The sequence below is a fragment of the Bdellovibrio sp. HCB274 genome, from assembly GCF_047306075.1.
In the GTDB taxonomy this organism is placed as follows: Bacteria; Bdellovibrionota; Bdellovibrionia; order Bdellovibrionales; family Bdellovibrionaceae; genus Bdellovibrio.
Genome location: NZ_CP178623.1, coordinates 2,320,215 through 2,346,003, shown reverse-complemented (window position 1 = coordinate 2,346,003; position 25,789 = coordinate 2,320,215). Strand labels below are relative to the sequence as shown.

The 25,789-nt window shown below is 46.6% G+C and carries 27 protein-coding genes; 17 read left to right on the top strand and 10 right to left on the bottom strand.

Going from position 1 to position 25,789, the window contains the following annotated elements:
* Positions 1-34 precede the first annotated feature (34 nt).
* Genes ACLWNV_RS11405 through ACLWNV_RS11395 form a run of 3 tightly spaced genes read left to right on the top strand, consistent with a single transcriptional unit; the run spans position 35 to position 3,331 of the window.
* Positions 35-1,120 carry a hypothetical protein gene (locus ACLWNV_RS11405; RefSeq protein ID WP_413584563.1) on the top strand — a complete coding sequence of 362 codons (1,086 nt, stop codon included), beginning with the start codon at positions 35-37 and terminating at the stop codon, positions 1,118-1,120.
* Positions 1,121-1,122: 2 nt separating this feature from the next.
* Positions 1,123-2,310, top strand: a complete 1,188-nt coding sequence (locus tag ACLWNV_RS11400) for a THUMP domain-containing class I SAM-dependent RNA methyltransferase (protein ID WP_413584562.1) — start codon at positions 1,123-1,125, stop codon at positions 2,308-2,310.
* A 52-nt stretch (positions 2,311-2,362) separates the two neighbouring features.
* Positions 2,363-3,331, top strand: a complete 969-nt coding sequence (locus ACLWNV_RS11395) for a hypothetical protein (RefSeq protein ID WP_413584561.1) — start codon at positions 2,363-2,365, stop codon at positions 3,329-3,331.
* A gap of 187 nt (positions 3,332-3,518) precedes the next feature.
* Here the strand turns inward: ACLWNV_RS11395 and ACLWNV_RS11390 are convergent, their stop codons facing one another.
* Positions 3,519-4,721: an endonuclease/exonuclease/phosphatase family protein gene (locus ACLWNV_RS11390; RefSeq protein WP_413584560.1), complete on the bottom strand. Its 1,203-nt coding sequence runs from the start codon at positions 4,719-4,721 to the stop codon at positions 3,519-3,521.
* A gap of 135 nt (positions 4,722-4,856) precedes the next feature.
* Here ACLWNV_RS11390 and ACLWNV_RS11385 point away from each other — a divergent pair, with 135 nt between their 5' ends.
* Entirely contained in the window at positions 4,857-5,786 is a 930-nt protein-coding gene (locus ACLWNV_RS11385; RefSeq protein WP_413584559.1) for a hypothetical protein, read from the top strand.
* Here the strand turns inward: ACLWNV_RS11385 and ACLWNV_RS11380 are convergent.
* Positions 5,783-6,634, bottom strand: coding sequence for an RluA family pseudouridine synthase (locus ACLWNV_RS11380; RefSeq protein ID WP_413584558.1), 852 nt, complete (start codon positions 6,632-6,634; stop codon positions 5,783-5,785). The genes ACLWNV_RS11385 and ACLWNV_RS11380 overlap by 4 nt on opposite strands.
* 97 nt (positions 6,635-6,731) lie before the next feature.
* Between ACLWNV_RS11380 and ACLWNV_RS11375 the strand changes: the two genes are divergently transcribed.
* The gene (locus ACLWNV_RS11375) at positions 6,732-7,403 is read left to right on the top strand and encodes a DedA family protein (RefSeq protein WP_413584557.1); all 672 of its coding nucleotides are present in this window, start codon (positions 6,732-6,734) and stop codon (positions 7,401-7,403) included.
* Positions 7,404-7,459: 56 nt separating this feature from the next.
* Here ACLWNV_RS11375 and ACLWNV_RS11370 read toward each other — a convergent pair whose 3' ends face one another.
* Entirely contained in the window at positions 7,460-8,518 is a 1,059-nt protein-coding gene (locus ACLWNV_RS11370) for a hypothetical protein (RefSeq protein ID WP_413584556.1), read from the bottom strand.
* Between the two features lie 14 nt (positions 8,519-8,532).
* Between ACLWNV_RS11370 and ACLWNV_RS11365 the strand changes: the two genes are divergently transcribed.
* The 5 genes from ACLWNV_RS11365 to ACLWNV_RS11345 are packed head-to-tail and all read left to right on the top strand — an operon-like array spanning position 8,533 to position 12,509.
* The gene (locus ACLWNV_RS11365; protein WP_413584555.1) at positions 8,533-9,450 is read left to right on the top strand and encodes a TatD family hydrolase; all 918 of its coding nucleotides are present in this window, start codon (positions 8,533-8,535) and stop codon (positions 9,448-9,450) included.
* Between the two features lie 20 nt (positions 9,451-9,470).
* Entirely contained in the window at positions 9,471-10,328 is an 858-nt protein-coding gene (locus tag ACLWNV_RS11360; protein WP_413584554.1) for a ThiF family adenylyltransferase, read from the top strand.
* Positions 10,325-10,456 (top strand): hypothetical protein, encoded by a 132-nt coding sequence (locus ACLWNV_RS11355; protein WP_413584553.1) that lies wholly within the window; start codon positions 10,325-10,327, stop codon positions 10,454-10,456. The genes ACLWNV_RS11360 and ACLWNV_RS11355 overlap by 4 nt, the downstream gene beginning before the upstream one ends.
* Positions 10,431-11,483, top strand: a complete 1,053-nt coding sequence (locus ACLWNV_RS11350; protein WP_413584552.1) for a class I SAM-dependent methyltransferase — start codon at positions 10,431-10,433, stop codon at positions 11,481-11,483. Before ACLWNV_RS11355 ends, ACLWNV_RS11350 begins: the two co-directional genes overlap by 26 nt.
* Positions 11,484-11,537: 54 nt before the next feature.
* Positions 11,538-12,509, top strand: a complete 972-nt coding sequence (locus ACLWNV_RS11345; RefSeq protein ID WP_413584551.1) for a deoxyhypusine synthase family protein — start codon at positions 11,538-11,540, stop codon at positions 12,507-12,509.
* 65 nt (positions 12,510-12,574) lie between these two features.
* Here ACLWNV_RS11345 and ACLWNV_RS11340 read toward each other — a convergent pair whose 3' ends face one another.
* Positions 12,575-13,429 (bottom strand): SDR family oxidoreductase, encoded by an 855-nt coding sequence (locus ACLWNV_RS11340; RefSeq protein ID WP_413584550.1) that lies wholly within the window; start codon positions 13,427-13,429, stop codon positions 12,575-12,577.
* A 124-nt stretch (positions 13,430-13,553) separates the two neighbouring features.
* Between ACLWNV_RS11340 and ACLWNV_RS11335 the strand changes: the two genes are divergently transcribed.
* Complete coding sequence (locus ACLWNV_RS11335) at positions 13,554-13,877, top strand: winged helix-turn-helix transcriptional regulator (RefSeq protein WP_413584549.1); 324 nt, start codon at positions 13,554-13,556, stop codon at positions 13,875-13,877.
* A 34-nt stretch (positions 13,878-13,911) separates the two neighbouring features.
* On the opposite strand, the gene ACLWNV_RS11330 is transcribed toward ACLWNV_RS11335, so the two are convergent.
* Positions 13,912-14,400 carry an SRPBCC family protein gene (locus ACLWNV_RS11330; RefSeq protein WP_413584548.1) on the bottom strand — a complete coding sequence of 163 codons (489 nt, stop codon included), beginning with the start codon at positions 14,398-14,400 and terminating at the stop codon, positions 13,912-13,914.
* 191 nt (positions 14,401-14,591) lie between these two features.
* On the opposite strand from ACLWNV_RS11330, the gene ACLWNV_RS11325 reads away from it, so the two are divergent.
* Positions 14,592-15,047, top strand: coding sequence for a PepSY domain-containing protein (locus ACLWNV_RS11325; RefSeq protein WP_413584547.1), 456 nt, complete (start codon positions 14,592-14,594; stop codon positions 15,045-15,047).
* A gap of 90 nt (positions 15,048-15,137) precedes the next feature.
* Here the strand turns inward: ACLWNV_RS11325 and ACLWNV_RS11320 are convergent, their stop codons facing one another.
* From ACLWNV_RS11320 to ACLWNV_RS11305, 4 genes are all read right to left on the bottom strand, one after another.
* On the bottom strand, positions 15,138-15,584 hold the full coding sequence (locus ACLWNV_RS11320) for a hypothetical protein (RefSeq protein WP_413584546.1): 447 nt from the start codon (positions 15,582-15,584) through the stop codon (positions 15,138-15,140).
* Positions 15,568-16,797: a poly-beta-1,6-N-acetyl-D-glucosamine synthase gene (pgaC, locus tag ACLWNV_RS11315; protein ID WP_413584545.1), complete on the bottom strand. Its 1,230-nt coding sequence runs from the start codon at positions 16,795-16,797 to the stop codon at positions 15,568-15,570. Before pgaC ends, ACLWNV_RS11320 begins: the two co-directional genes overlap by 17 nt.
* Entirely contained in the window at positions 16,794-18,434 is a 1,641-nt protein-coding gene (pgaB, locus tag ACLWNV_RS11310; protein ID WP_413584544.1) for a poly-beta-1,6-N-acetyl-D-glucosamine N-deacetylase PgaB, read from the bottom strand. The genes pgaC and pgaB overlap by 4 nt, the downstream gene beginning before the upstream one ends.
* Positions 18,435-18,644: 210 nt before the next feature.
* On the bottom strand, positions 18,645-19,568 hold the full coding sequence (locus ACLWNV_RS11305) for a lytic murein transglycosylase (RefSeq protein WP_413584543.1): 924 nt from the start codon (positions 19,566-19,568) through the stop codon (positions 18,645-18,647).
* Positions 19,569-19,713: 145 nt separating this feature from the next.
* Between ACLWNV_RS11305 and fucP the strand changes: the two genes are divergently transcribed.
* The 3 genes from fucP to ACLWNV_RS11290 all read left to right on the top strand — a co-directional run bounded on the left by fucP (position 19,714) and on the right by ACLWNV_RS11290 (position 22,284).
* Positions 19,714-20,967 carry an L-fucose:H+ symporter permease gene (gene fucP, locus ACLWNV_RS11300; RefSeq protein ID WP_413584542.1) on the top strand — a complete coding sequence of 418 codons (1,254 nt, stop codon included), beginning with the start codon at positions 19,714-19,716 and terminating at the stop codon, positions 20,965-20,967.
* A gap of 84 nt (positions 20,968-21,051) precedes the next feature.
* The gene (locus ACLWNV_RS11295) at positions 21,052-21,483 is read left to right on the top strand and encodes a hypothetical protein (protein WP_413584541.1); all 432 of its coding nucleotides are present in this window, start codon (positions 21,052-21,054) and stop codon (positions 21,481-21,483) included.
* A gap of 9 nt (positions 21,484-21,492) precedes the next feature.
* Positions 21,493-22,284, top strand: coding sequence for an MOSC domain-containing protein (locus ACLWNV_RS11290; RefSeq protein ID WP_413584540.1), 792 nt, complete (start codon positions 21,493-21,495; stop codon positions 22,282-22,284).
* 54 nt (positions 22,285-22,338) lie between these two features.
* Here ACLWNV_RS11290 and ACLWNV_RS11285 read toward each other — a convergent pair whose 3' ends face one another.
* A complete protein-coding gene (locus tag ACLWNV_RS11285) occupies positions 22,339-23,421 on the bottom strand; it encodes a hypothetical protein (protein WP_413584539.1) in 1,083 nt (360 codons plus the stop codon).
* 160 nt (positions 23,422-23,581) lie between these two features.
* On the opposite strand from ACLWNV_RS11285, the gene ACLWNV_RS11280 reads away from it, so the two are divergent.
* Both ACLWNV_RS11280 and ACLWNV_RS11275 read left to right on the top strand, forming a co-directional pair.
* Positions 23,582-24,250, top strand: a complete 669-nt coding sequence (locus ACLWNV_RS11280) for an SOS response-associated peptidase (protein ID WP_413584538.1) — start codon at positions 23,582-23,584, stop codon at positions 24,248-24,250.
* Between the two features lie 85 nt (positions 24,251-24,335).
* Positions 24,336-25,694, top strand: a complete 1,359-nt coding sequence (locus ACLWNV_RS11275; protein ID WP_413584537.1) for an MFS transporter — start codon at positions 24,336-24,338, stop codon at positions 25,692-25,694.
* Positions 25,695-25,789: the final 95 nt, after the last annotated feature.

The window sequence follows — 25,789 nt, the reverse complement described above, 5'->3', positions numbered from 1 at the left end:
GAACATGATTCCAAACTGAGCTAATGTCGTCCTGATGTTGGGGCTTAGATTTTTAGGATTTATTTTTTTGGGATTGATGTGTGCGGGAGGGGCTCTGGCCAACTCCTATCATGCTATGGACGAGGAAGTTCAGATATCCGTTCGCGAGCCTGCAGCGGCGGAACCTGGCTACACTGCAGACCCTAAGGCCGTGGCACGCATCAACATGATTCTGGATGATAAAACCCTTAAAGCCACTTCCTCGTACAATGACTGGCGCATCGGCGAAACAGTTTCTGTAGAATCACAAAAAAAAGGTGTGGGCATCATTGGTTTTCTGGAAATCATTGGAGTCAGCAATAACGAAGACGGCACCTTCCAGGTCACGGCAGAATTGCTGCGCCAGTCCCGTCTGCATCTCATGCAGGTGGGGGATGAGATCTCTCATATCGATCTGTCCTCGGATAACGAAAAGTACAAAGGCACCACGGACCTGATCGTAAAAAGCCGCGGAAAAAATATTTCCTCCAAGTACAAACCGTTATTCACCCAAGGTGTATCGGTGGGGGAGACGGCCGAGACATTGTGGCAAAATGAATTTTTGCTAACATGGTTTGGTCAGGTTAGCTACGGGCTGACCGACAGACTTTCGGTAAATACTATTATTCCTGCGGATGTCGGGGGCGCACCGAATGCGGCGGCAAAGTTCCGTGTCTACCAGTCGGATTCCAATGTGTTTTCCCTGGGTACCAATGCCGCCTATGTTCCAAAAGACGCTTCCACCACGCTGAACTTTACGATCTTTTGGGATTCGGTTTCTTCTGAAAGCGTGGTCTCGCACACCTTATTCACGGTGGCGGCGATGTCCTTTGCAAGTGCGGAAGACATCACGGCGGTCAAATCCCTGGGTACCACATCCTTTCAAACGGGTTACGAATTTATCCTGGATAACTGGGACCGCGTGCTTTTGGGGCCGAGCTACAACTTTGAAACCAAAGCGCTGGGTGGATATTTGACCTATGTGAAAATCTGGGATCGCTTTCATTTCAGCTTGTCTGTGAACTCCACTGACGTGTCTTCATTTAAGATTTCACCTGTGGATGGTTACTTCTTCCTATTTGATGCTTATTGGAGATTTTAAGAGTGAATCGTTTTTTCGTTTCAACACCCATTGGATTTGAAAACACTGCTTTGATGGAAATGAAAGAGGTGTGGCCTTATTTGCTGGGTAAGGATTCAAAAACTCACTCCCTAAGTTTTCCGGAAGTGACAGTTCACATGGGCGGGCTGGAGTTTGAAACAGAATTGTTTCAGGCCTTGCAGTTGAATTTCTTTTTAAAGACTGCGAACCGCGTATTGTTGCGAATGACTTCATTTCGCACAAAAGATCTGCCAAAGTTTTATCAAAAATTTAAATCCCTGCCGTGGAAAGAATATCTTCATCACGGAAATGTTGATTGGCAAGTGGCTGCGCAAAAAAGTCGTCTGAATAATGAAAAGCGCCTTCAGGAAAGTGCTGAAAAAGCCCTTTCTGAAGTTTTCGCAGGCAATATGGGGGCGACTCCTTGTGCTTCGATTTATATCCGTATGGAAGATGATCTTTGCACGATCAGTCTGGACGCTACGGGCGAGCATCTGCACAAGCGTGGCTGGTCAGTTCTTAAGGGTGAAGCACCGATGCGTGAAACCATCGCAGCAGAACTACTAAGAGAAATGATCGGCGAGGCGACTCCCGCTGAAGTCTCAAGCGTTAATCTTTGTGATCCAATGATGGGGTCGGGAACGTTCCTGACTGAAGCGCGCGCATTGTGGGCGGGGCAGTTCCAGCGTGATTATGCTTTTAAGAATTGGAAGAAGTGCCCGAAGCTTTTCCTCTCGCCAAGCTTTGCTTTCAATTACGAATTTCCAGTAAGGGCTCCATTTAAGACTTTGATCGGAATGGATATCAATCCCGAGATGCCTGACATCGCTACTAAGAACTTCCAGGAAGTCGAAGCTCAGCTCAAAGCCTACCAGCGCAGTGAGTTCCAATCTCAGGACTTTAAATTCCAAGTCCAAGATGCCCTGAATCCTAAAGTTACCGACCTCCCTGAATCCCTGTGGATGGTCGTTAATCCCCCGTATGGCGAGCGATTGCCGGTTTCAGGTAAAGGGGGCCTAAAGACCCTGGCGGCTGAGCTATGTCGTCTTTACAAGCCCCTGAAGCTGGGGATTTTGTACCCGGAGAAGGACAAGGTCCAACCGGCTCCAAATGGCTATAAAATCGAAAAGGAGCTCAAAATTAACAATGGCGGCATCCGCTGTTTGTTCACTATTTTGACACCCCTGTAAAAGAGGATTTGTCTCTGGCGGAATTGTAAGGATCAGGGTAGATTCTGCGACCATGAAAAGCCTAAAAGTCCTTCCCGCTTTATTTTTGTCTTCTGCACTTTTAACGACAGCTTGTACGCCTCAGGATATTGAGGTCGGTAAGCCCGACGTTATGGCGAAAATCGACAGACCAAAAGGTACTAAAAAGAAACCTATCGTTAAGCAATATGGCAATCCAAATGCCTTTGATTTCGGGAACTTTTCGACTGCTTCCGTGATGATGGAAAAGCAGATTGAAGCGATCGAGCTTTTGCAGATCGTTTTGGGTAATACCGATGTTGCGAAAACTCTGTACACGATTACTGATATGGGTTTGGAAAAAGGCATTCAGACTTACAATTTGAAATCCGTTAAAGATGAACTGGCGTTTTCAAATAAATTGGGCAACATCACAGGCACTTTTGAAAAAGACATTAAAGCTTACGTGAAAACCCACGAAAAGGTTGAAAAAACCGGTTATAAGAAAAACTCCATCGTCTTTATGGGTTCGAACATTTACAAGAGCAACGGCGCGGGTGATCCAAAAACCAGATCGTTCCTGAATACTTTTGAAACCTATGAATTGGTGGTCAGTGAATTCCCTGGCGATAGCAGCATCTTAAATGTGCGTATTTCCACAGAAGGAAACTTCAACTATCGCGCAGGAAAAGGTTTTCAAAAAGCGGATTTCAATTACCAATCCTCTTTCATCATTGACCGTGCAAGTTTGAAAGAATCTGAAGTGAAAGTTTACGACTCCACTATGAATTTGGATTTGGGAACGAAACGCGTAAATGTCGCTGCTACAGACTTTACAGTGAAAATTGATGGTCGTTGCAACGAACTTATTGGTTCTGCAAACATCAGCATGGGCAGAGGCAAAACAAAAGAGATTTCCTTTGATAAAGAAACCATCAAGGTTACTGATACTGATTGGGAACAAAAGCTCGCAACTTGCGGCCAGCGCCCAACGGTCGACGTCATGCGCCTTCTGGTTTACTAAAAGGTACGCCGTACCTTTTGGGGGTGCGGCGAGTTGCGATATTTAAAAGTTACGCAAGGGTAGGTCGGGCGAAATTGTTCGACCAAGGGTAAAAAAAACCGCGATTGATTCGCGGTTTTTTTTTGCCTTTAACGCAATTCAAAACCTATCGGTCCCGCATCGCGCATTTGAAATTCGAAACGTACTATTATTTTTTGGCAGGAGCTGCTTTCTTCTTTTTAACAGCATCCTTCTTTTCAGCCTTGGCAGCTTCATCCACAAACGGAGTTTTTGCTGCACTTCTTTGTTTCAATCGAACATACAAAGGAAAGTGATCGGCCACGCCAGTCATTTCGTCGTAGTCCCAACGTTTTGGATATTTGCCCTTTTTCAAGTGCAACGGGTTGTAGCGGATCACATCGATTGTTTGTGGCAACATTTGATAGCTGCCAGTTCCATCAGCCAAAAGCGCTGGACTGTAAACATGTGCATCCAGGAAGGACCAGCTGCCACGGTAGTTGTGCGTTCCTGGACAGTCCTTGCAGCCGACCAGGTGAGAAACAGCGCCGCCTTTGGACAGGATGTCGCGGAAGATGTGGGCGCTGCTTTCCTCTTCAGCAGAGATATTCAAGTCACCACCAAAGACAACCATCGCATTCGGGCCTTTTGCTTTGATCAACTCCACTGCGAAATTCGCAATCTGTTCACGCCAGTAAGTTGGATTCGCCTGGGACGGGAAGTGGGCGGCCAGGAAAGTAATAGGATCGCCATTAGGTGCTTTTACGGTTACTTCCAGAATACGACGGGAAGCTTCCATCCATTTTTGGTCTTCTTCCTTTTTACCCTTCCAAGGAATCGGGTGCAAAACGGGTTTGCCTACCAATGGGAAACGGGACAAGAAAGCCAGATTGATGCCACGTTTGTCCGGGCCGTCGATGATAACTTCTGTGATGTATTTAGCCGGAGCCAAAGCCTGGTTTAATTGCTTTAGAACCACGTCAGATTCGATCTCCATGATCATCAAATTGTCGGGGCCTTTGCCATCAACATCCAGGATCACTTTAGACAGGTTTTCCAATTTCTTTTCCAAGGAGTGTTCGTCCCAATCCGTGGATAGGCACTCATTTTGGCGGTAGGCGCTGTCGTTGTTCGCGACACAGGCACTACGCAGTTTGGCATCGCGTTTCTTCTGGGAAGCTGGCAAATACGTCTCGTCGTTATGCCCTGGAGTCTTTACAGTATCGAACAAGTTTTCGACGTTGAAGGACATTACGCTCACTTCGTCATCGGCCTTAGGGGGCAGATCCCATTGTTTTTTAGAGAAGGAAACGGCACAGCCTGTAAGCAAAGCGAATACAGGGGCTAATACCAGAGACAGAATCAGATTCATAAGCAACGTGTTCTTTTTCATAGGCCCACACAGTAGAGGTTTTGACCCCTTGGCTCAAGTCAAAATACTGTCTAATTTTTGACTATTGTTTAATGCAAGGCGCTATGGCATAACCTTCGGAACTCTATCGTAAGCTTCCGTAATTAGGAGTGAAAAATGTTAAAAAAAGCGACCGGCCTTTTGCTCGCAGGATTGTTTGTTTCCACCTCAGCTTTTGCTGCAGTTTTGGACGGTGATGACTTCGTTTCTGCGACATCAGTAAGCGGTAGAACCAATGACTGGTCATTGACGTTCTTCTCCGTGGCTTCCCAATCCAATATGAAGCCTGGAAAAACAGAGACTGGAACACGCTCCATCGAATCTTATGATTATTTCGGTATTCGTTATAAGTTGAATGCTGATGAAAGAATCGCGTTGAATCTGCCTTTCAACTACAATACGGCTGGGCAAAATGCCTATGGTGATACGGTCACTTCGAATTTTTCTTTGAACGATGTGCACTTCGTTTATTCCAATTACGACTTGGGCTACTTTGGTCCGATCGACTATTCCGGTAAAGTGAAGTTGTATTTGCCAACAAGTAAGAACTCGCAAAACTCTGGCTTGATCACCAAAGTTCGCTTGGAAGGTTATGCAGACTGGCAGTTTGCTCGCTCATGGTCGCTTGCTTACGTTGCAAAGCCTGATTTTTATTGGCAGAGCCAGACAGCGAGTCTTAATGATCAGATCGGTTATCGTGATGACGGGATGTTTTTCTCTGACCCACGCAGAACGAACAAACAATTTGGTTTAGAACACTACATTCAACTTGAGTGGAGCTTGAACGAAGTGTTTCAAGTTTCTTCAAGTGTGGGCTTTGACGAAAGCTGGTACCATGCTTCCACAGTCGAGCAGCTTGAAGCAAATCACACGACGACATTCCGCTCCCGCTTGGGTCTTTGGATTAAGCCTGCCCGTGGATTCTCATTTACACTGGGTGTGGGTAACGACACAATGCTTACCAGCGGCAACCGTGGCGAAGACATTCAGTTCTGGCAGCCACAAAATACTCAATACAGTTTGATGACGAACATCTACGTTCTTTAGATCTTAAAATGATGATTTTCGCCTGTGAGGGGATTTTTGAATTCCAGCTCGCAGGCGGTCAGTTCGATCCTTTCCTCGGGCCATCTTTTCTGGGCCCCATAGGCGTGATCGCCGACAATCGGGGATTTTTCATAACCTAGCTGTGCGCGAATCTGATGAGTACGTCCTGTGTGCAGGTGAATGCGCAGTCCAGATGTTTCATCATCGATCTTGCGACTCTCTAAGATTTCTAAAACACATTCCTGCCATTTGTCTTTAGGTTCGAGGCTGACCACCTTCGGTGCGCGCGGTGACGGCTCCATATAATGTTTCAGAATCTTCTCTGCAGGAGCCTCACCCTCGATCTTGGCGCGATATATTTTCTTGATCTCGCGTGCGATCAAAAGTTTGTTAAAGGCAGTTTGAAACTCGATGGTTTTCGCGTAAACGATCAAACCATTCGTCGGCACATCCAGACGGTGAGTGACGTAAAGTTTTACGCCTAAAACTTCCTCCATGTAGGATTGCAGATTTTCGCGAATGTTATCAACGCTGCCATGAACTGGGATTCCAGAGACTTTGTTAACCACCACGAAATGTTCATTCTCAAATGTTATACATTTTGTGAAGTCGACATTACCTTTTGGGAATCTTCGCGGCTTTGTATGCACTCTTAAGTAGTCACCCGCAGAAACCGAAACGTTTTCTTGAATGCGACTATGGTTGAGATAAATCGCGCCGAGGTGAATTAGGAATTCAATTTCATCCGATGAGAGTTGTAGAATGCTTAATAAAACATCACGCACCGACCCGGATAGGGGACTGATGATGTGTTTTACGCCGTATTCAAATCCTCTTTCGCTCTGCATACTAATCCTTATTGAGGAAAGTGAACATAGCACAGCGTGACGTGGGTGTTCAAGTGGTGCGGATGCCTGCATAGTAGGGAACCTAGGAGATTTGCTTTTGGAATTTGCAAACGAGCCGATATTTCAGTGGCTAGCACAGTTCGCCTATCAACCATACATGGTCTATGCCGGTTTGGTGGGTATGATGTTGCTTTCTGCTTTTGGTTTGCCTCTGCCTGAAGAAGTCACTTTGATCAGTGTGGGTATCCTGGCTTTCATGGGAGCACATCCTGATCATTTTCCTCCACCTTATCCTGGCGCACCTGTTGTAAACGTTCATACTGCAGCCTTTGTGGCCTTTCTCGCGGTCTTCCTAAGTGACGTGCTCATCTACACCATAGGAAAAGTATTCGGTCGCAAGCTCTTATATCATCCACGTGTCCATAAAATGTTCCCACCTCACTTGATGAAACGAGTGGAGGAGTGGACTCACAAGTACGGCGCTTACGCATGCGGTATCTTCCGTTTCACTCCGGGCATCCGTTTCCCAGGTCACTTGGCGTGCGGGATGTTGCACTTCCCGGTTTGGAAATTCCTGGTGATTGATGGTTTGGCAGCAGCGATCAGCGTGCCGACACAGATCTACCTGTTGGCTCATTTCGGCGAACCGATCCTGAATAAACTGCGCCAGTTCAAACTGGTGGTGTTCGGATTAATCGCCCTGTTGCTGGTCTATTTCGTGGTGAAAAAGATCCGAGAAAAGATGATCCAAAGAAAGAAAATGGCATAATAAAAAAAGGGAGCTTCAAGAGCTCCCTTTTTCATTTCATTTTTCTAAATCAAAAATTACGCAGCTTTGATTCCGTGAACCAGCTCTTCCGAAACTTCGCAGCTTAGGTGCAAAGAAACCGGTTTATTGTGGTTCTTTGGCTCAACATCTTTCCAGAAGATCTTTTCGTAGCCGTTTTGCAAAGCAAAAATCTCTTCGCGGATTTTGAAAAGCAATCCAGCCGGGGAGCCCAACAACCAGTCAATTTGCACCAGATAGAAAGCCTCTTCCAGCTCCACCGGGTTCATTGAACTGATAAAAGATTTCGGCAGATTGTTCACCAGGTGACAAGCATTGTGGGAATACTTTTGGAAAGCTTTTTCCATGGGGTGAGCAAACAGTTTTTCCACGCGCGCATCCGGAGTACCACGACCCGTGAATGGCTCAGAGAAACGTTTAAAATTCCAAAACAAAAGGGCATCATTAACAACGTATTCCACACGTGGCAAATAGTCCGTCACCGCATCCACTTTTACAGCTTCGTGGGAAGCGTCCTGAACGTGGGCGTTGTGGTCAATCGCAACCAGGCTTCGCAAGTTATACAGGAAAGAGTAAAGCGTGTGCAGCTTATCCATAAACGGTTTTGAAAAATTCAAACCGAAATTGTAAAGCAAAGGTGCTTCAATCTTGTTTTCAAACCAGGAGAATGTTTCCAGCAAAGGACCCAAAGCCGTCAAATCCATACCAGTCGGAGTCATCGCAACTTCGAAGGTTTCGTTAAAATGCTCTTCGAACAAAGCGCAAAGTTTTGGATCAACCACTGGCAATTGAGATTGCAGGGAGCGAACGCGAGTTTGTGAGCGTCCATAGATCTCAACATGCGGATCCAAAGTGCTCCAGGCGTCCATCGCGAACGGGTAGTTCATGTTTTTAGTCGCCAGAGGTGACTTAATATAGGAGTTCAATTTGACAAGTGACAGACCCACCAGGGCGTCACTCATATACTTGAATGGAGCGTGTGGTTTAAATTTTTGAAAACCGGCTTCATCGTTCCAGAAGTTCACTTTCACAGGCTTTAGAGTCGCACCCTTAGCCATCGAAACGTCAAAACCCAAACGCAATCCTTTGTGCTTCATACAAGAATACTCCTATGCAATCTCATATATCGGGCGAAGTCCGTGGTTGTTCGAGTCCTGAATTCATGCCAGTCTATAGGCCAGCAGGGGGCGCGAAAATGGTGGCTTTTGGAAGATGGATCGATGCTCATGGGCATTTGGCAGATCAACGCTGGGACGGTCAGCAGGCTGAAATTATCGAATCCGCCCAGGCCAAGGGGATTCACTTTTTCATGCAAGGTGGAGTGGGTCCAGAGGACTGGGAACGACAAAGAGTTCTTAAATCCCGTTTCCCACATCACATCGGACTTTGCTATGGCGTTCATCCCTATTGGGTGGCATCGCATACCGATGAGGAATTGGAAGAGGCGATCAACCTCCTTGCACAAGAACTTCCTGAAGCGATGGGCTTGGGGGAAGTCGGTTTGGATTTTCGCCCGCATATCATGAAGGATTCTCAAGAGCGCCAGATCACCGCTTTCGAGGAGCAGTTGGAACTAAGCCACATCGCCAGTCGTCCCTTGGTTTTGCACTTAGTGCAGGCGCATGAACAGGCGCTTACGATCATGGACCTGTTTGGACTGCCTCCGCAAAAAGGTATGGTACACTCCTTCAATGGAAGCTGGGGCAAAGCACAGGATTTCCTTAAGAGAGGTTTGCACCTCTCCGTCGGGGGCCCGGTGTGTCGTGAAGATAATCAAAAGCTGCATCAAGCCGTACGTGAAATCCCGTTGGAGTTTTTATTAATTGAAAGTGACAGCCCTGATCAGGGCCCTCCGGCCTACCAAGGACGTCTAAATCCACCTGAATCCATTTGGGAGGTGGCAAAGACTATAGGGAAGTTAAAATCCCTTGATCCTTTGGAAATATTAGATATCACTACAGGGAATTTTCGCCGTCTTTTTGGCTCGACCGACACTATCCTGGAAGGCCCCAAAGACAGCGTGCATTGATCCCTTAAGGGGCAGGATAAATGGATACACCGACAACGCAAACACCGACACAAAATCAAAACCCACAACAACCGCCGGAAACAGAATACGTTTTGCACCGTCGTTTTGATCGTATGGGTCGTCTGGTGGGTGATGCCACGATGAAAAAACTGATGAACACGCACGTGATGGTGGTGGGCATTGGTGGAGTGGGTTCCTGGGCCGCAGAATCCCTGGCGCGTTCGGGTGTGGGTCACATCACTGTGGTGGATTTCGACGAAGTTTGTATCACCAACACCAATCGTCAGTTGCATGCTGTTCAAGGCATGGTCGGTAAGAAAAAAGCCGAAGTGATGGCTGAGCGCCTGCGCAAAATCAATCCGCAAATGAAAGTCACTGTGATTCCAGAATTCTATAATGCGGAAAACTCCGAGCGCATGCTGGCGATCAAACCTGATTATTTAATCGATGCTATCGACAATTTGACTGCCAAAGCTCACTTGCTGGCAACTTGCGTGAAAGAAAACATTCATGTGATCACTTCTGCAGGTTCGGCAGCGAAAATGGATCCACTGCGTATTCAGAAGAAAGATTTGGGGACGACTCACACGTGTCCACTGGCGCATCAGCTGCGTAAAATTCTTCGTCAAAAATATGATTTCCCGGAAAAAGAATTCGGTATTCCTTGTGTGTTCTCGGATGAACCCGTGATGATGCCAGAAGAGCTGACGTACGATAAAGGCATGGGCTTTAAATGCGTGTGCCCTAAGACCAATGACTTCCACGGCTGTGACAATCGCAATATGATTTACGGCTCTGCAAGTTACATCACAGGGGCGTTTGGTCTGGTGATGGCGTCACACATCGTTAATCAAGTAAAAGAGGGAGCAAAGGTATGATCGTAGCAATGTGGTTTACCATGGTAGGACTTGTGATCGTTGCGGGCATGGTATTGCTGGGTTTAACATTTAGACATTGGGCACAAACAAAGAAGGTGACCAATGCCACGAAAGCAGCTCAAAAATAAATTAAGTCTGGGCTACTCGTTAGCCCGTTCGGCTCACTTCACGGCACAACAATTCACTCTGCCGTTGTTGGAAAGACTTGTCGGTCAAGCCTCTAAAGACCGTCCTTCAGTTGAAATCAAAAATATCAAAAAGTCCTATGCGGAGCTTTATAAGCTTCTAAAAAAAGACAGCGATAATATCGATAAAGGTCTTTATCCGCTGGAAGTTTTATTTCCCGAAAACCTGGCCAAGCACGCCTTGCGATTTCCCAAAATTCTGGCCGACAGCTATCACATTTCCCGCCGACGTCACGATCGCGAAGCCAAAGAATTCAATCAGGAAGCGCGCGAGTACTTGGCGAATCTACCTGAATACTATCAACGCAATTTTCACTATCAAAGTGGCGGTTACCTGACGGAAAAATCCGCAGAGCTTTACGAACACCAGGTGGAAATCCTGTTCGCTGGCGCTGCAGATGCCATGCGGCGCCTGATTATTCCGTTGGCCAAAGATGTTTTTCTAAATGAAGGGGCGGGATTAAGGTTTTTGGAAGTCGGAGCGGGGACGGGACGCCTGACGCGCTTTATGAAACTTGCCTTCCCCAAGGCCCACATTACCGTTTTAGACCTTAGCGAGCCCTATCTGAAACAGGCACGCAAGAACCTGTTGAGTTTTCGCAGCCTGGATTTCGTGCAGGGTGCGGCCGAAGATTTGCCATTTAAGAGCGATCACTTTGATTTCGTCTATTCCTGCTTCCTTTTCCACGAGCTCCCAGCGGATGTGCGGGACGGTGCTGTTTTAGAAGGCATGCGGGTGCTTAAACCCGGCGGCTACTTTGGATTTGTCGACTCCCTGCAAAAGGAAGAGGCCAAGGAGCTTAACTGGGCCCTGGAGCAATTCCCCAAGGACTTTCACGAGCCCTTTTACAAGAACTACAGTCTGCACCCCATGGAGGATTTGTTAAAAGACGTGGGCTTTTTAGACCTCCGAAAAGACACAGGTTTTTTCAGTAAGGCCGTTCTTGCACAAAAGCCATTCTCTGCTTGAGTTTTTGCTTAAACATGCTACTTTTGCGCCTCTTCGCATTAACAGGAGCATGTAATGGGACCGATTTCCAAATTTATCGAACATCACTATCGTCATTTCAACGCCGCTGCACTTAAAGACGCAGCTGTTGGTTATAAAAAACACATCGATAATAAAGGCCAAATGCTTGTGACACTTGCAGGTGCAATGTCTACAGCTGAATTGGGTCTTTCTTTGGCTGAAATGATCCGCCAAGGTAAAGTTCATGCGATCTCTTGCACAGGTGCGAACCTTGAAGAAGACGTATTCAACTTGGTAGCTCACGATCACTACGTGCGCATCCCGAACTACCGTGATTTGACTCCGGCAGATGAGCAAAAACTTTTGGAAAAACACTTGAACCGCGTGACTGACACTTGCATCCCTGAAGAGGAAGCAATCCGTCGTATCGAAAACGTTGTTTTGGAATACTGGCAAGAAGCTGACCAAAAAGGTGAGTCTTACTTCCCACACGAGTTCATGTACAAAATCCTTCTTTCTGGCAAATTGAACCAGTACTACCAAATCGATCCAAAAAATTCTTGGTTGTTGGCTGCTGCTGAAAAGAACCTTCCAATGGTTGTTCCAGGTTGGGAAGACTCTACTTTGGGTAACATCTTCACTGGTCACATCATCAAAGGGGACATCAAAAAATCGACTACTGTTAAAGGTGGTATCGAGTACATGAAAACTTGGGCTGAGTGGTACATGTCAGCTTCTAAAAAAGCTCCAGTTGGCTTCTTCCAAATCGGTGGTGGTATCGCTGGTGACTTCCCAATCTGCGTAGTTCCAATGCTTGAACAAGACTTGGGTCACGAAGACATCCCATTGTGGAGCTACTTCGCGCAAATCTCTGACTCTACAACTTCATACGGTTCGTACTCTGGTGCGATCCCGAACGAGAAAATCACTTGGGGTAAACTAGCTCCATCGACTCCTTCGTACATCGTTGAGTCCGATGCAACTATCGTTGCACCGTTGATCTTCTCCTATGTATTGGGTCTGTAATTGAATTTTCAAATCTGAAAATGCAAAACCCCAGCTCAGAAGGCTGGGGTTTTGTTTTTTTGGGGCTATTGTTGCAGAGATTTTTTGATTGCGGCTTCTAAAGTGGTCAGTGGGCGGCCGATGAGTTTTTTCAGATCATCGCGATCGGTGTAGAGTTCGCCGCGGGAGATTCCGGCGTCTGAATCGGCTAGTGCTTCGGCAAAGACTGCTGGCAAACCGAAGGACATCAAAAGTTTGGTGTATTCACCTGGCGGCATGTTCTTATATTCAATCTTTTTGCCGCTGACTTTGGAAACCACCGCTGCAAATTCAGACATCGTAAAGGCGTCACCTCCTAATTCATACACGGAGTTGCCATTAGTTTTCGAGGTGATGACTATCGCAGCAGCTGCCGCATAATCAGCTCTGGTGGCGGCACTTAGTTTGCCATTGCCAGCACTGCCGACGATTGCACCAGTTTGCAAAGCACTCTCCAGACGTTCCGAGTAGTTTTCGATGTACCAGCCGTTTCTTAGAAAGGCGTGGGGGATTCCAGAGTCTCTGATTAGCTTCTCGGTGAATTGATGCTCTTTCGCCAAAAGCAGCGTGCTGTTTTCAATATTCAAGATACTGGTGTAGGCGATAAACTTGATATTCGCTTTTTTCGCAGCACTCATAATGTTGGTGTGCTGCGGAACTCTCGCTCCAACTTCGCTTCCAGAAATGAACAATAATTTTTCAATGCCCTGAAAGGCTTTGATTAATGATTCTGCATTTCCGTAGTCGGCCTCACGTACTTCGATTCCTTTTGATACAAGGTCCTGGGCCTTGCCCTTGTTTCTGACTACGGCTACAATTTCACTGGCCTTGGTGCCTCTATCCAGAAGCTCCTTAATTGCCAATATACCTAAATGTCCTGTCGCTCCAGTTACCGCGATCATAATTTCTCCGATCTTAGATAGGTTGATCTTAACGACTAGTGGTATACTAATCCCAGTACTAACATTTTGTAAGTACGCACTATTTTGTTACTGTGCTGAATTTTAATTATGTAAGAGGTTTCAAGTGGTTACAAAAAGCGCCAGAACGAAAAAGCCCACACCTTGTCCGGTAACAAGAACAATGCAGGTAATCGGTGGAAAGTGGAAACCGATGATCCTGTTTCACCTGTTGAGTGGGAAGAAACGGTTCAATGAATTGCAACGTCTTGCAGGTGGTCCTTCCGCGCGCGTTCTGACTTTACAGCTGCGCGAATTGGAAGACGATAAAATTATTAAGCGCCATGTGTTTGATCAAATTCCGCCACGTGTGGAATACACCTTAACTTCCAAGGGTAAAACTTTGGGGAGTGTATTGGAAACGATGGCAACCTGGGGCACAGAAAACTAGAACAGTGCTGCACCCCCTGCAGTCGGAGATATTATTAACGAAGACTTTTCATCAGTTTTTCAAGTTGGTCAGCGCAGATGCCCCAGCCTTGATGGAAACCCATTTCTTCGTGTTTCTTGCGTTCAGCTTCATCCCGGTGCATAGCGATTGCCGTGTACTTCGTTTTTCCGCCAGCAGCGGGTTCAAGTAACAGAGTTGCAGTAAAATGCAGATCAGCACCTGATTCAATATTCACCACAGGTCTGAAATCAGGCAGCAGGCAATCCGTCCAGATTAATTTTTGATTGGGAACCGCTTCCAGAATACAGCCTAGGTTTGGAAACTTGTCGCCTTCCGGGGACTGCATGACGAATCTAAAAATACCACCCGGGCGCAAATCCACATTAGCTTCAATCACTTTCCAGGGTTCAGGACAAAACCATTTGCAAAGAAGTGCAGGAGTTGTCCAGCCCTTCCAAACTTCCTCCGGTGTTAGATCCAATGTGCGCTCAAGGACTAAATCAAGTTTGTTGTCGATTTTCACCAGGGAACTCCTTTGTTTTGTTAAGCGAATTTCAAAAGAATACTTTAAGGTTTTCAAAAAACTATTTCAAATGCCAAAGCAGTACAGCTGGACCCGTATCATTTGTTAATTGTCAGCAGCAACTCTTTACTCGACGGAGGCATCGCACAGTTGTGATAATATCGACAAAATTATTTCATCAGGAGGATTCAATGAAACATATTATTCCGTTGCTACTATCCGTGTTGATGTTTTCGTCCATGTCCGTTCATGCGGCAAAAACAGATGATTCCAAAATGCGTGAAAGTCTGACCAAGATTGTGCCTGCAGGAAATATCGTTAAACAGGACGGTCATGAATACAAACTTACGACTGCCAAAAATACTTTGATGGAAGTGGAGTTCAATCGTGACGGTACCATCGACGAAGCCTCTGGAGATGCCGCGGGAGCTGGGGACGTATTGGTGCCGGGAGAAGGCAGAAAGACTTTGGAAGAAGTGATTAAATCCCTGAGTGTCGCAGGCAAAAAGGCTTCTGGTGACTGGTCCTTTAAAAAATCCTACATGCACGGTTGGGTCTATGAGGTTGAAGGCTTTGAAGAAGGCAAAAAGATGGAATATCTGGTAAGCGCAAAAGACGGCTCACTAATTAAGGAAAAGAAAGACTAAAACAGCAAAAAAAAGCCGTACCTTTCTTGGGGTACGGCTTGTTTCAATTAACTTTTTTGCGGTCCCACCCTGAGCGGGTGCTAGGTAATCTTAGAACGCTTGCGGCAATAGCGCCAACGCAGGTTCTTCCGAATGTTGAGACGTCACTGTCACATGCACAGTTTGATTTTCAGAATGAAGTACCTGGGCCACTTCATTGCGAGTCATAACCTGGCAAGCCAAGCCGGCTGCTGGAAAATGCAAGTCCACGACTTTGCCGCTGCGGGCTTGAGCCAATTCAAACTCTGACCATTGAACAGCGTGTTCGCAAGGAATGGTTTTCTTCACAGGCTTGTAGTTTGAAAAACGAACTACGATAAGCATTCCCACAAAAATGCATACTGCAAATAGGGGAGACAACGAAATCAACGTCAAATGGTTAATGATGTTTAAAGATTCTTCCTTGTTATAGAAAAAATCAAAAACTGCCAGGCTGCTGCCGACAATGAAAACCACCCACAATGCCAGTGTGCTTGTTGTTTCAATTATTTTTCGCATAAGTAACTCCGCCGCGGTCAGGACTGACCCATGAACTGAATTGGCGCTTAGGCCCAAATAGAACCTTAGGAATCGCCACAAATAAAACAAAACTGTTAATCATCCAATAAGCAAAAGGATACCAAATCGCAACGAAACCAAGACCGGAGTCCTTTTCGTAGCGACCATGCAGGAACATGCCAACGATGAACTGGGTGAAGCTCATGATGCCGGTCAATAAGATGGCATAGTTCAAATTAATCTCGTGCAGGTTCGTGCCGAAAACCGCGAACGCGATCGTCACCGGCAACATGAAGGCCCAAAGCACCGAGAAAATATATTCTAACAGAATCAAACGCAGACCCGTGTCGCGACCATTTAAAACGGAGCGACCGTGTTTTAGTATCACTTCAAAACCACCTTGAGCCCAACGCAGGCGTTGTTTCCAAAGACCTTTCAAAGTGTCTGGCATCAACACATCACATTTGGCTTTTGGTTCATACTTAAGAAGCCAGCCTGATGTTTGCAGCTTCCAGCTGATGCCCACGTCCTCAGTCACCGTGTCTGTGTCCCAGTAACCCACGTTTTCAACAGCGGTTCTACGGAACATAACCAGCACGCCAGACAAAGCAAATAAACGTCCCAGGGATTGGTGGTAACGTTTAATCATGCCCACTAAAGCAGAAAACTCACCGACCTGAAGGCGACCGATCAGGGTGCCGCGATTCTTCACGCGCGGATTGCCGGTGACACCAGCCACGTCAGGATTTTTAAAATGCTCCATCATGATTCTTGGAGCATCAGCTTCAAGTTCAGAGTCTGCATCCAGGCACAGAATAAATTCATGACGGCTGGCCATCGCTCCCAAAGTCAAAGCGGCTGCTTTACCGCGATTTTGTACCAGGTTGATGACACGCATATTCCGACGGGTGATCGCAAGCTTTTCTAATACGGCTTGAGTCTTGTCGCGGCTGCCATCATTGATGGCGATGATTTCGCATTTATCTGCCGGCAAAATATCCAGGGAGCGAATCGTCGCTTCCGCTGTTTTTTCCTCGTTAAAACAAGGAATCAAAACCGTATAAGGCTGGTTGGAAAATTCCGTCAGTGGCTGATTTTTGCGCTCGCGCTTAAAATAGAAAAGCAAGGCGCCCATGATCCAAATCAATGGCAGCACGAATGGGATCGTCAGGAACAGGAATTTAAAAATGGCGGGCAGATATGATAAAATCATTTTGCCTCTCCCCGTGGATGTTGTGGAATCGTAGGCAGTACCGAGAACAGATTCTTGAAATCCTCATCCGGCGTATACCCTTTGAAATTCACGTCAAAAAATAAATTCACGTAACCTTGAGCAATCAAGTGAGAAGCGTCGTGCTTGTAATCCTTAGGCAGAGCCACGATCAATTTCGTGTCGGGATTGCCTGGAGTTCTGTCTTTTTCCAATTGTTGTGGCGTGATCACGGCAAAATCAAACATCTCGGGGTCGGCATTTTTTTGCCCAATAATTCCAAATTGCAATTGCGGACGAATAGAGCGAGCTGATGCGATCAGTTCCGCGAAAGGAATCTTTTTAAGATCATCCTTAGGGGAAACTTCAAAGAAGATACCGTCAAAATCGGTATACTTTGCCAGGTCGCGAATGGCGCCCTTGGCAGCGTCCATGTCTCTGGTGAATGAACGTGGCAGGTGAGCATAAGTGTAAAGCACTTGAGCACGGTTTTTAATCGTATGGGCCGCGCGACTTAGGTAATCACCACGAACTTTCAGGTGGGATGTCACGAAATACGCTTCACCAGAATCAGATACGGCCTGCAACATCGCTGCATTTGGTCCTAAAGAAAGAGTTTCCTCAAGAAGGTCACCCAAGCCCTGTTCGGTTTCGCCATCGGCTTTTTTCCACAAGCTGTCCAAATCAACGCGAATCATACGCACTGGCGACTTGTCGACAAAGGCGTGTTCCAAAGCCGTTGCGAATTTTGAGATATCCATATTAGCCAGAACCAGGCCACGACCAATCTGGGAAATATCGCTCGCATAGTTTAAACCTGGGCGCAGACTCATCTGAATAGTATGACCCGTAGCGATCGCCGCTTTGCTGGAAAGCTCATTGAATTTTCCGTAAGGCCAAACAACCACGGTATTGTCTTTGCCCAGATGTTTTTTGATTACTTCGTTATTCTTTTTAAGATCCGCCTGAATGTTTGCAGAAAATTCTTCTTCAGGTTGATAAGTTTTGGTTGCGGCATCGTACTTAAAGTAACTTGCCATGGCCGCTTGATTGCCTTGGGGATTAAAGATCTGTCCCTGATGAAGATCGTAAGAGTGGGAAACCACCTCGACCAATCCGGATTTCATCATTTCCTTAAGCTGTTTCCAGTTGGACATTTTGGGATTGGAATCTTTAAAGCCATAATCGGGTGCCGCACCTTCTTCAGTCCACTTACCAACGATCGCAAATACGGCGTTGAATTTGTAAGTCTTAAGCAGCGGATAAACGTTTTCGTAAAAAGAGACCAAGCCGTCATCAACCGTGATCAAGACCGCTTTTGGCGGCAGAGTTTTCTTACCTTGGTTGGCATCCAAAACATCCTGCAGGCTGATCACGTTGTAGTGCGCTTTCAGGTACTCGAACTGTTCGACTAAATCTTTTGTGCGAATGCTGAAGGAGTTGCCGATAAAACCGTTATTCACATCGTGATAGCACAAAGCTACGAAGGAGTTTGTCGGTGTTTCTGGTGTTGCTAGGGGAGAGTTTGGAACTTGCGCGTTGGCAAATACACTGCAGAACGCGAAAAGCGATGAAAGTAGTAAAAATCGGGCTGATTTCAGCATCAATTTTGGAAGGCTCACGTCGTCGACGGAATTCATTATTTTTCACCGCTTGGGGCACTAGCGCCCGCTATATTTGTGGCAAATCTGTAATCCAAATTGAACTGGGCGTCAACGGTTCTGATAAGGGCTTTTGCGGGTCTGAAAAGAACCTCGCAAATGGGGTCGGTTGTAATACTTGGGGTTGGCCTTTATTGCATTGCGGGTAAAGGCCCGTTCGGGGGCGGTCTTGTGGAGTATGAAATAATTCTACTGACTGGTGGCCGTTTTGTTTTCCAAAGGCACCGGCGACAGGGGTGGAACCTTTTCAGAAATGTTCAGGATCCCGTTCGCGTAGTCCCGGCTGTTGTTATATTTCATAAGGGCCGTGACTTGGGCCTCCAGGTTTTTTTGCTGCCAACCGCTTTGTTTAAGGTAATTCGCAACACTCATAATCGCGTCAGCCGGATCGGAAAGGTCAGGAGTGGCATCAGGTTTTAGGGAGGCTGAAAAATCCCGGTAGCTGGAAGGGATAAATTGGGGGAGCCCAAAGGCACCTGCGTAAGAACCGCGCAGTTTTACCAGATTCAGATGCTTTTTCTTACGCACTTCCGCCAAAGCAATCAGTTGTTCTTCGGCCCATTTGGATTTGCTTTCGACGCGTTTTTTCATCAATGCAACCAGTTCCGGGCGTTTATATTTTTTGACCGACTTGTTCTTTTGCAAAGCCATCTGCGTCAGAACTTTCAGATTTTCGGGATTACGGGATTGGATCAAGTGCAGATAAACACTGACGATGTGAAAGGTGCCGGTGTCTTCACCATGGCGGGTCTCAATCCACAACAGGGAAGAGACTACTTCCGCCGGGACGCCGAATTGTTGTTGCGCAGTTTTAAAGGCATCGGTGTTTTCTTTAATAAAAGTAGCCGCTTTTTTTACTGCACGGGGATCAAGTTCCGTCAGATGCGCCCCTGATGGCGTCAGAAAACCCAAAAGATTTAACGAGACCACTCTGCCAAAAGATTTTGGTTCATAGTTAGCGACGGATTCTTCGGTAAAGGATTTGGAAAAACCAAAGCGAAGCATGTATTGACGAAGCCAATCGCCGTCTTGCGCCTGAAGGTCTTTCAACGTAGGAGCTGCCCCCGCGATACTAGTCAGCGCGGTAAAGATCAAAATTAATAGTGTTCGCACAGAATACTCCTGACCCCTTCAGTATTCGTAAAACTCCATGCTAGTATATTCGCATCTTGATGGCTTCCCCAGAATAAAAAACGGACCCGAAGTCGCAAAGACTAAGGTCTTGTGCCACTAAACAAGCACTGATACGCTTTGGGGTATGAACACTATGAATGAAGCTCAGCGCAAAAAGGCCTTGATCATTGTCTCCTCCATTTTCTTTATGTGGGGATTCTTAACCTGCTTAAATGACATCCTGATTCCGCATTTAAAAGGAGTGTTTTCACTAAGCTACACCGAGAGTGCTTTGATTCAATTTACGTTCTTTGGAGCGTACTTCATCATGTCACTGCCTGCAGGAACTTTGGTCAGTAAATTGGGTTATAAAAACAGTATCAGCGCCGGACTTTTTGTTTCAGCCATCGGTGCATTCTTGTTTGTGCCCGCCGCTAAGATTGAATCTTATCCACTGTTTCTTGGCGCTTTGTTTGTATTGGCGTCAGGGATCACTGTACTTCAAGTGGCAGCGAATGCCTATGTGACCTTGTTGGGAACAGAAGAAACAGCTTCCAGTCGATTAAATCTGGCGCAGGCTCTAAATTCCCTGGGCACGACAGTGGCTCCCAAGATCGGTGGATTATTTATTTTATCTGCAACTGTTTTAACTGCCGATCAAATTGCAGGAATGGGTTTGGCCGAGCAGCTTGCTTACAAAACTGAACAAGCACAAGCGGTGCAAGGCCCTTACACCGTTCTGGGGTTGATTCTTTTGTTGTTAGCCGTCGGTATGTATCTGCTAAAACTTCCGAATCTTCAGGATAAAGAAGCGGGGGCTGAGAAAACTGAAGCCACTTTTTCCCAGGCGCTTAAGCATTCCAATCTTGTGATGGGCGTGATCGCGCTATTTTTGTATGTGGGCGCAGAAGTTTCCATTGGCAGTTTTTTGATTAACTTCATTTCTCAGTCAGACATTATGGGTATTACTGAAAGTGCAGCAGCGGGATTGGTTCCTATTTACTGGGGCGGTGCTTTGGTGGGACGTTTTGTCGGGGCCTTCCTGATGAGAAAATGGAATGCGGCAAAGATGTTGGGGATTGCCGCTGCCATTGCTGCAGTATTAGTGGCGGGAGCGGTTCTTAGTACGGGCCCTGCCGCAGCTTGGACTTTGTTGGCTGTCGGCCTGTTTAACTCGATCATGTTTCCCACGATTTTCAGTCTGGGTATTCGCGGTTTAGGGGCAGCCACAGAAAAAGCATCAAGTCTGCTGGTCATGGCCATCGTGGGTGGAGCTATTATTCCGCTTATTCAAGGGGTGGTTGCCGATCGCATGAATTTGCAACATGCCTTCATTTTGCCGTTAGTGTGTTATTTGTTCATTTGTTTTTATGGATTCAAAGAAAGCAGCAAAAAATAAGTTGGGATGCACTGCGGAAGCGCGCGAGGGGTATTTGGCGACTCAAGGTTGACTGACTATACCCAAGCGCCGTCTAATAAGTGCATGAGAACTTTAAACGCACTTGTTATTATTGCAGCTTTGGTCCCTTCACTTTCATTTGCCGCTCGTTTGTCGGATGGAAAAGACCATCTCAAATTGTCTGGCAAAAAAATCATGACGACTTTGGATAAAGGTTTTCACTTCAATACGGAAGCTCCTGCGGGCCTGTACATTGATGGTGAAATGGGTGCGATTGAGCCTTCAAAAAAGACTGAGAAATTGATTGTGTTTGATGCATCTAAAGCCAAAGACAAATCTTTTTCGATCAGCTTTTACGTTTGTGATGATGCCGAAACTGTGTGCGAGTCCCACGAAGTGGCACTAAAAATTGAAAAAAAGAAGCTGGTTAAAGTTTCCCGCGAACAAGTTCCTATGGTGAAACCAGAAACGGGTGCTCCAGTTCCTCCACCAGCTGATCCTAAATCAGTTCAGTAGTCTATCGTCATGCAAGTTTCTGAATTAAGTATTTATCCATTGAAATCGGGCAGGGCGCAAAACCTGTCCTTGATGAAGATCACTCACGAAGGGCCTGAGGGTGATCGTGAGTGGATGCTTGTGGATGAAAATGGCAAATTTGTTTCGCAAAGAACGTTGCCGAAACTTGCAACTGTGAATGCCGTATTTGATCCAGCGTCACTCACTTTGGCTTTTGAGAAAATGTTTTTTAAGATCGGTCGCAAGACTTCTTTTAGCCGCGAAGTTAAAGTTCAGGTTTGGAATGATTCTTTTACAGCCGCTTTGGAACCAGATCTATACTCTCAGGCTTTGTCGCAGTATCTGGGCGTGAATGTTCGTTTGGTGCGATATGCTCCGTATTCACAGCGCCGCGTTTTATCTACCAACAAAGAATGGAAGCCCGAAGTTCGTTTTGCTGACGGGCGGCCGCTTCTTTTGGTGAACACCGCAAGTCTTGAAGATTTGAACTCCAAATTACCGACGCCAGTTCCGATGAATCGCTTTCGTCCCAATATCGTCGTTCAAGGGCAGAACGCTTTTGAAGAAGACTCCTGGAAAAGAATTAAGGTCGGCGAGGTGATCTTGTCGCAGCCGAAATTAAGCGCAAGATGCCATATCACATCTATCGATCAGCAGACGGGGATATCCCAGGGTAAAGAACCCCTGGCAACGCTGGCTACCTATCGCCGTGACGGGAATAAGGTGAATTTCGGGACCCTGTGGATTCCTGAAAACGAAGGTGTGATACAAATGGGCGACTCCATTGAGGTTCTTTCCTGACAAATAAAAAAAAAGCCGCGAAGAACGCGGCCTTTTTTTGCTCTAAATACCTATTTAGTTTGGCGTTAGCGCCGCACACATGTAAGCGGCAGTATAAGAACCCTCTGGCAAGTTAGAAGCGAATGTCACCGTTGTTCCGCTGATCGTGTAGCCTGTGGAAACTTTCTGACCTTTTGTATCCACCAACGCGAAATCCAACTCTCCATCGTTATCGGCATCCAATGGCAAGCAGCCCAGGTTGATTGATCTTACAAGTTCAACCGTTTTCACACCCATCGAAGTCAGGATCGAAGTGTAATCAGTTGCGCACACCGAACCCATCAGACCACCAGTTAGTTTCGCCATGGCTTCATAAATCGGCGTCACAACGGCCGTGCTACATTTAGTATCAGCAGCGGCGCGGGCGATCGAGTTAAACATAAATACTTTATCCATACCAAAACGCGTTTGAACCATTTTTACCAGGTTCGCAGGGACACTCTTTTCAGGGCTGTTTGAACACTTACCGTTAGAGCACTCGTCCTCGTCAGAGATGGCAATGACCACCAGCTTAGATTTTTCACGGAAGAAATCCTGATTCGCTGGCGTATTCGCAGTGCGCTCGATCGCGCGATAAGAAGAGTTGATCGCACGCTCATCACCGGATCCCAATAGTCCCACGTTGATAGCCGCTGATAGTTTTGCCTGAGCGTCAGCTAAAGAATGCTGGCTGGCTTTTAGTACAAACAAGCTGCCAGAGTCTGAATCAAACGGGCGGAACTGTCCGTCACCCCAAGCGCGTGCCACTTTATCGGGCGCAGGCGTATTTACGTTTGGATCCGTCGTTGTCAAAGCGACATGCCAATTGGCATCTTTGATGATGTTCATAAAGCCATTGATCTTAGTGGAGAAGTTTTTCTGTTCTTCAGCCATGGAGCCTGAGTTGTCGACAACGAATAAGATATCGATGTCAGCATTGGCTTTGACTTCCACGCTTTGGGAAAAGGCCTGGTATTTTGGACCGGTGACAGTGCCGGGACCGCCACCAGCTTGGGAGGAAAGATCCGTTGCCGTCATGAACTCCACATCTGGAGCACATGCGCTAAGAAGTAAGCTTGATGAGACTGCTGAGATGACTCCAAGGATTTGAAATTTCATATGTTTCCCCCGATACCTTTTCTATATGCAATGTGGGGACCACTCGTGGAGCGGGTGTATTCGTTTTCGGTGTTGAACTAGGAAACACCGTCTAAAATATTAATAGAGTTTTCACCTGGAATCTTGAAAAGAGACAGTGAGGTCATCTAGAATTGCAGGCATGTGTGCAAGTTACGGGGCTGCGAGCGAATTTAATCTGTTACATAAGACCTACAAGGTTGAACTGCCGCCCGTGCTTTTCGTTCCAAAACAAGTCATTTACCCTCACACACCAGCACCTGTGATCGTGCAAGGCTCTGAGGTTCGCGAAATTCAAGCGATGAGTTACTCCTTGGTACCTTCATGGTCGCGGACAAGAAAACCTAAATTTGCGACTTATAACGCTCGCATTGAAGAAGTTTTAAACAAGCCCTCGTGGAAAAAACCTTTCGAATCCAGACACTGTCTTGTTCCGATACAAGAGTTCTATGAGGCGGCGTATGAAGGGGACTTTGCCGGGAACTGGATTTCCATTCGCAGTGGAGAATCAGAGCTTCTGACGGCCGCAGGCATCTGGGATGTGTGGCAGGATCAGGACTCGGGCGAGGTGGTGGATTCGTTTGCAATCATCACGACAGAGCCAACACCAGAGATTCTGAAAGCGGGGCATGACCGTTCGCCGTTATTTTTGCGCGCAGACGCATTCGACGAATGGTTAAAAGGAAAAAAATCCGGTAAAGAATGGGTGAGTTTTCTGAACTCGCACCGGGAATTTTCTCGTTTGGAATTTGCTGCCAGAGAAAAGCTTAAAGGCTACACCGGGCAGATGAGTTTATTTGACGAGGAATAGGGCACATTAAAACTGGGACATACTCTGCAATATAGTTTGAGTCTTATTAAATAATTCTTAAAACTTGGGGGCCTTAGGAGAATCTATGGCCACAATGACAGCAAACTCTCAAGCCTCAGAAAAAAGTAAGATCTGGAAAGTGATCGGTGCCTCCAGTGCCGGAACTTTGATCGAGTGGTATGACTTCTATATTTTCGGAAGTTTAGCGACTATTATTTCTGCGCACTTTTTTCCGAAAGGAAATGAGACAGTCGCGTTGTTAAGTACGCTTGCCACATTTGCGACAGGTTTTATCGTTCGTCCTTTTGGCGCGTTGGTTTTTGGTCGCATCGGTGATGTGGTCGGCAGAAAATACGCTTTCATGGTGACGTTACTGATCATGGGCCTATCAACCACATTGATTGGTTTGCTACCAACATATGAACAAGTCGGAGTCCTTGCACCTATTCTGCTTTTATTGATGCGATTACTGCAGGGCTTAGCTTTGGGCGGTGAGTACGGCGGAGCCGCCACATACGTGGCTGAACACAGCCCCGATGGCAAGCGTGGATTCTATACAAGCTTTATCCAAACAACTGCCACCTTGGGTCTGTTCGTCTCCCTTGGGGTGATCCTGGCAACGCGCTTAGGTTTGGGCGAAGATCATTTCAAAAGCTATGGTTGGAGAATTCCCTTTCTTCTGTCTGTGGTGTTAGTGATTTTCTCGTACTTCATTCGCATGCGCATGGAAGAGTCTCCGGTATTTGTGCAAATGAAGTCGGAAGGCAAAGCTTCCAAAAGCCCACTGCGTGACAGTTTCATGAATCCAGAGAATCGCCGCCTGGTGATTTTGTCGTTGCTAGGAGCAACGATGGGGCAAGGGGTGGTGTGGTACACAGGGCAGTTCTATGCTCTTTACTATCTGCAGACCGTTCTAAAAATTGATTTCGTGATGGCCAATAAAATTATCGCCATTGCCTTACTATTGGGAACGCCATTCTTCATCGTCTTTGGTGGATTGTCAGACCGGATTGGGCGCAAGAAAATCATCATGGCCGGTTGTGCGATTGCGGCGGTCTCTTACATTCCAATCTATAAAGCGATGGAATTTTATTCGAACTGGGATGCTGCAAATCCAATGGCAACGCCTCTAAACCCAGATTTTAATATGCTGGTCTTACTGGTGTGGATTCAAGTGATCTTTGTGACGATGGTTTACGGACCTATCGCAGCCTTCCTGGTGGAGCTATTCCCCACGAATATTCGCTACACATCCATGTCCCTGCCTTACCACATCGGTAACGGCGTATTCGGCGGCCTGGTTCCATTTATCGGGACAGCCCTGGTTGCAAGCACCGGCAATCACTTTGCGGGCCTATTGTATCCAATGACAATCGCCATTATCACATTCTTCGTAGGCACAATCTTCATCAAAGAGCGCACTGATATTAAATGGCATAGTTGATAGAGGCAGTATTACCGCCACGGTGGCGGTGACCGAGAGTGAATATAAAAAAAGAACGGCCCTTTTAAGGCCGTTCTTCATTTTTAGAAATCATC

What these genes read in the sequence shown, in the direction of transcription:
- ACLWNV_RS11405 (WP_413584563.1), top strand. Translation starts at nt 35, where the DNA reads ATGTTGGGGCTTAGATTTTTAGGATTTATTTTTTTGGGATTGATGTGT.
- ACLWNV_RS11395 (WP_413584561.1), top strand. Translation starts at nt 2,363, where the DNA reads ATGAAAAGCCTAAAAGTCCTTCCCGCTTTATTTTTGTCTTCTGCACTT.
- ACLWNV_RS11390 (WP_413584560.1), bottom strand. Translation starts at nt 4,721, where the DNA reads ATGAAAAAGAACACGTTGCTTATGAATCTGATTCTGTCTCTGGTATTA.
- ACLWNV_RS11385 (WP_413584559.1), top strand. Translation starts at nt 4,857, where the DNA reads ATGTTAAAAAAAGCGACCGGCCTTTTGCTCGCAGGATTGTTTGTTTCC.
- ACLWNV_RS11380 (WP_413584558.1), bottom strand. Translation starts at nt 6,634, where the DNA reads ATGCAGAGCGAAAGAGGATTTGAATACGGCGTAAAACACATCATCAGT.
- ACLWNV_RS11370 (WP_413584556.1), bottom strand. Translation starts at nt 8,518, where the DNA reads ATGAAGCACAAAGGATTGCGTTTGGGTTTTGACGTTTCGATGGCTAAG.
- ACLWNV_RS11365 (WP_413584555.1), top strand. Translation starts at nt 8,533, where the DNA reads ATGCAATCTCATATATCGGGCGAAGTCCGTGGTTGTTCGAGTCCTGAA.
- ACLWNV_RS11360 (WP_413584554.1), top strand. Translation starts at nt 9,471, where the DNA reads ATGGATACACCGACAACGCAAACACCGACACAAAATCAAAACCCACAA.
- ACLWNV_RS11355 (WP_413584553.1), top strand. Translation starts at nt 10,325, where the DNA reads ATGATCGTAGCAATGTGGTTTACCATGGTAGGACTTGTGATCGTTGCG.
- ACLWNV_RS11350 (WP_413584552.1), top strand. Translation starts at nt 10,431, where the DNA reads ATGCCACGAAAGCAGCTCAAAAATAAATTAAGTCTGGGCTACTCGTTA.
- ACLWNV_RS11345 (WP_413584551.1), top strand. Translation starts at nt 11,538, where the DNA reads ATGGGACCGATTTCCAAATTTATCGAACATCACTATCGTCATTTCAAC.
- ACLWNV_RS11340 (WP_413584550.1), bottom strand. Translation starts at nt 13,429, where the DNA reads ATGATCGCGGTAACTGGAGCGACAGGACATTTAGGTATATTGGCAATT.
- ACLWNV_RS11325 (WP_413584547.1), top strand. Translation starts at nt 14,592, where the DNA reads ATGAAACATATTATTCCGTTGCTACTATCCGTGTTGATGTTTTCGTCC.
- ACLWNV_RS11320 (WP_413584546.1), bottom strand. Translation starts at nt 15,584, where the DNA reads ATGCGAAAAATAATTGAAACAACAAGCACACTGGCATTGTGGGTGGTT.
- pgaC (WP_413584545.1), bottom strand. Translation starts at nt 16,797, where the DNA reads ATGATTTTATCATATCTGCCCGCCATTTTTAAATTCCTGTTCCTGACG.
- pgaB (WP_413584544.1), bottom strand. Translation starts at nt 18,434, where the DNA reads ATGAATTCCGTCGACGACGTGAGCCTTCCAAAATTGATGCTGAAATCA.
- fucP (WP_413584542.1), top strand. Translation starts at nt 19,714, where the DNA reads ATGAACACTATGAATGAAGCTCAGCGCAAAAAGGCCTTGATCATTGTC.
- ACLWNV_RS11295 (WP_413584541.1), top strand. Translation starts at nt 21,052, where the DNA reads ATGAGAACTTTAAACGCACTTGTTATTATTGCAGCTTTGGTCCCTTCA.
- ACLWNV_RS11290 (WP_413584540.1), top strand. Translation starts at nt 21,493, where the DNA reads ATGCAAGTTTCTGAATTAAGTATTTATCCATTGAAATCGGGCAGGGCG.
- ACLWNV_RS11285 (WP_413584539.1), bottom strand. Translation starts at nt 23,421, where the DNA reads ATGAAATTTCAAATCCTTGGAGTCATCTCAGCAGTCTCATCAAGCTTA.
- ACLWNV_RS11280 (WP_413584538.1), top strand. Translation starts at nt 23,582, where the DNA reads ATGTGTGCAAGTTACGGGGCTGCGAGCGAATTTAATCTGTTACATAAG.
- ACLWNV_RS11275 (WP_413584537.1), top strand. Translation starts at nt 24,336, where the DNA reads ATGGCCACAATGACAGCAAACTCTCAAGCCTCAGAAAAAAGTAAGATC.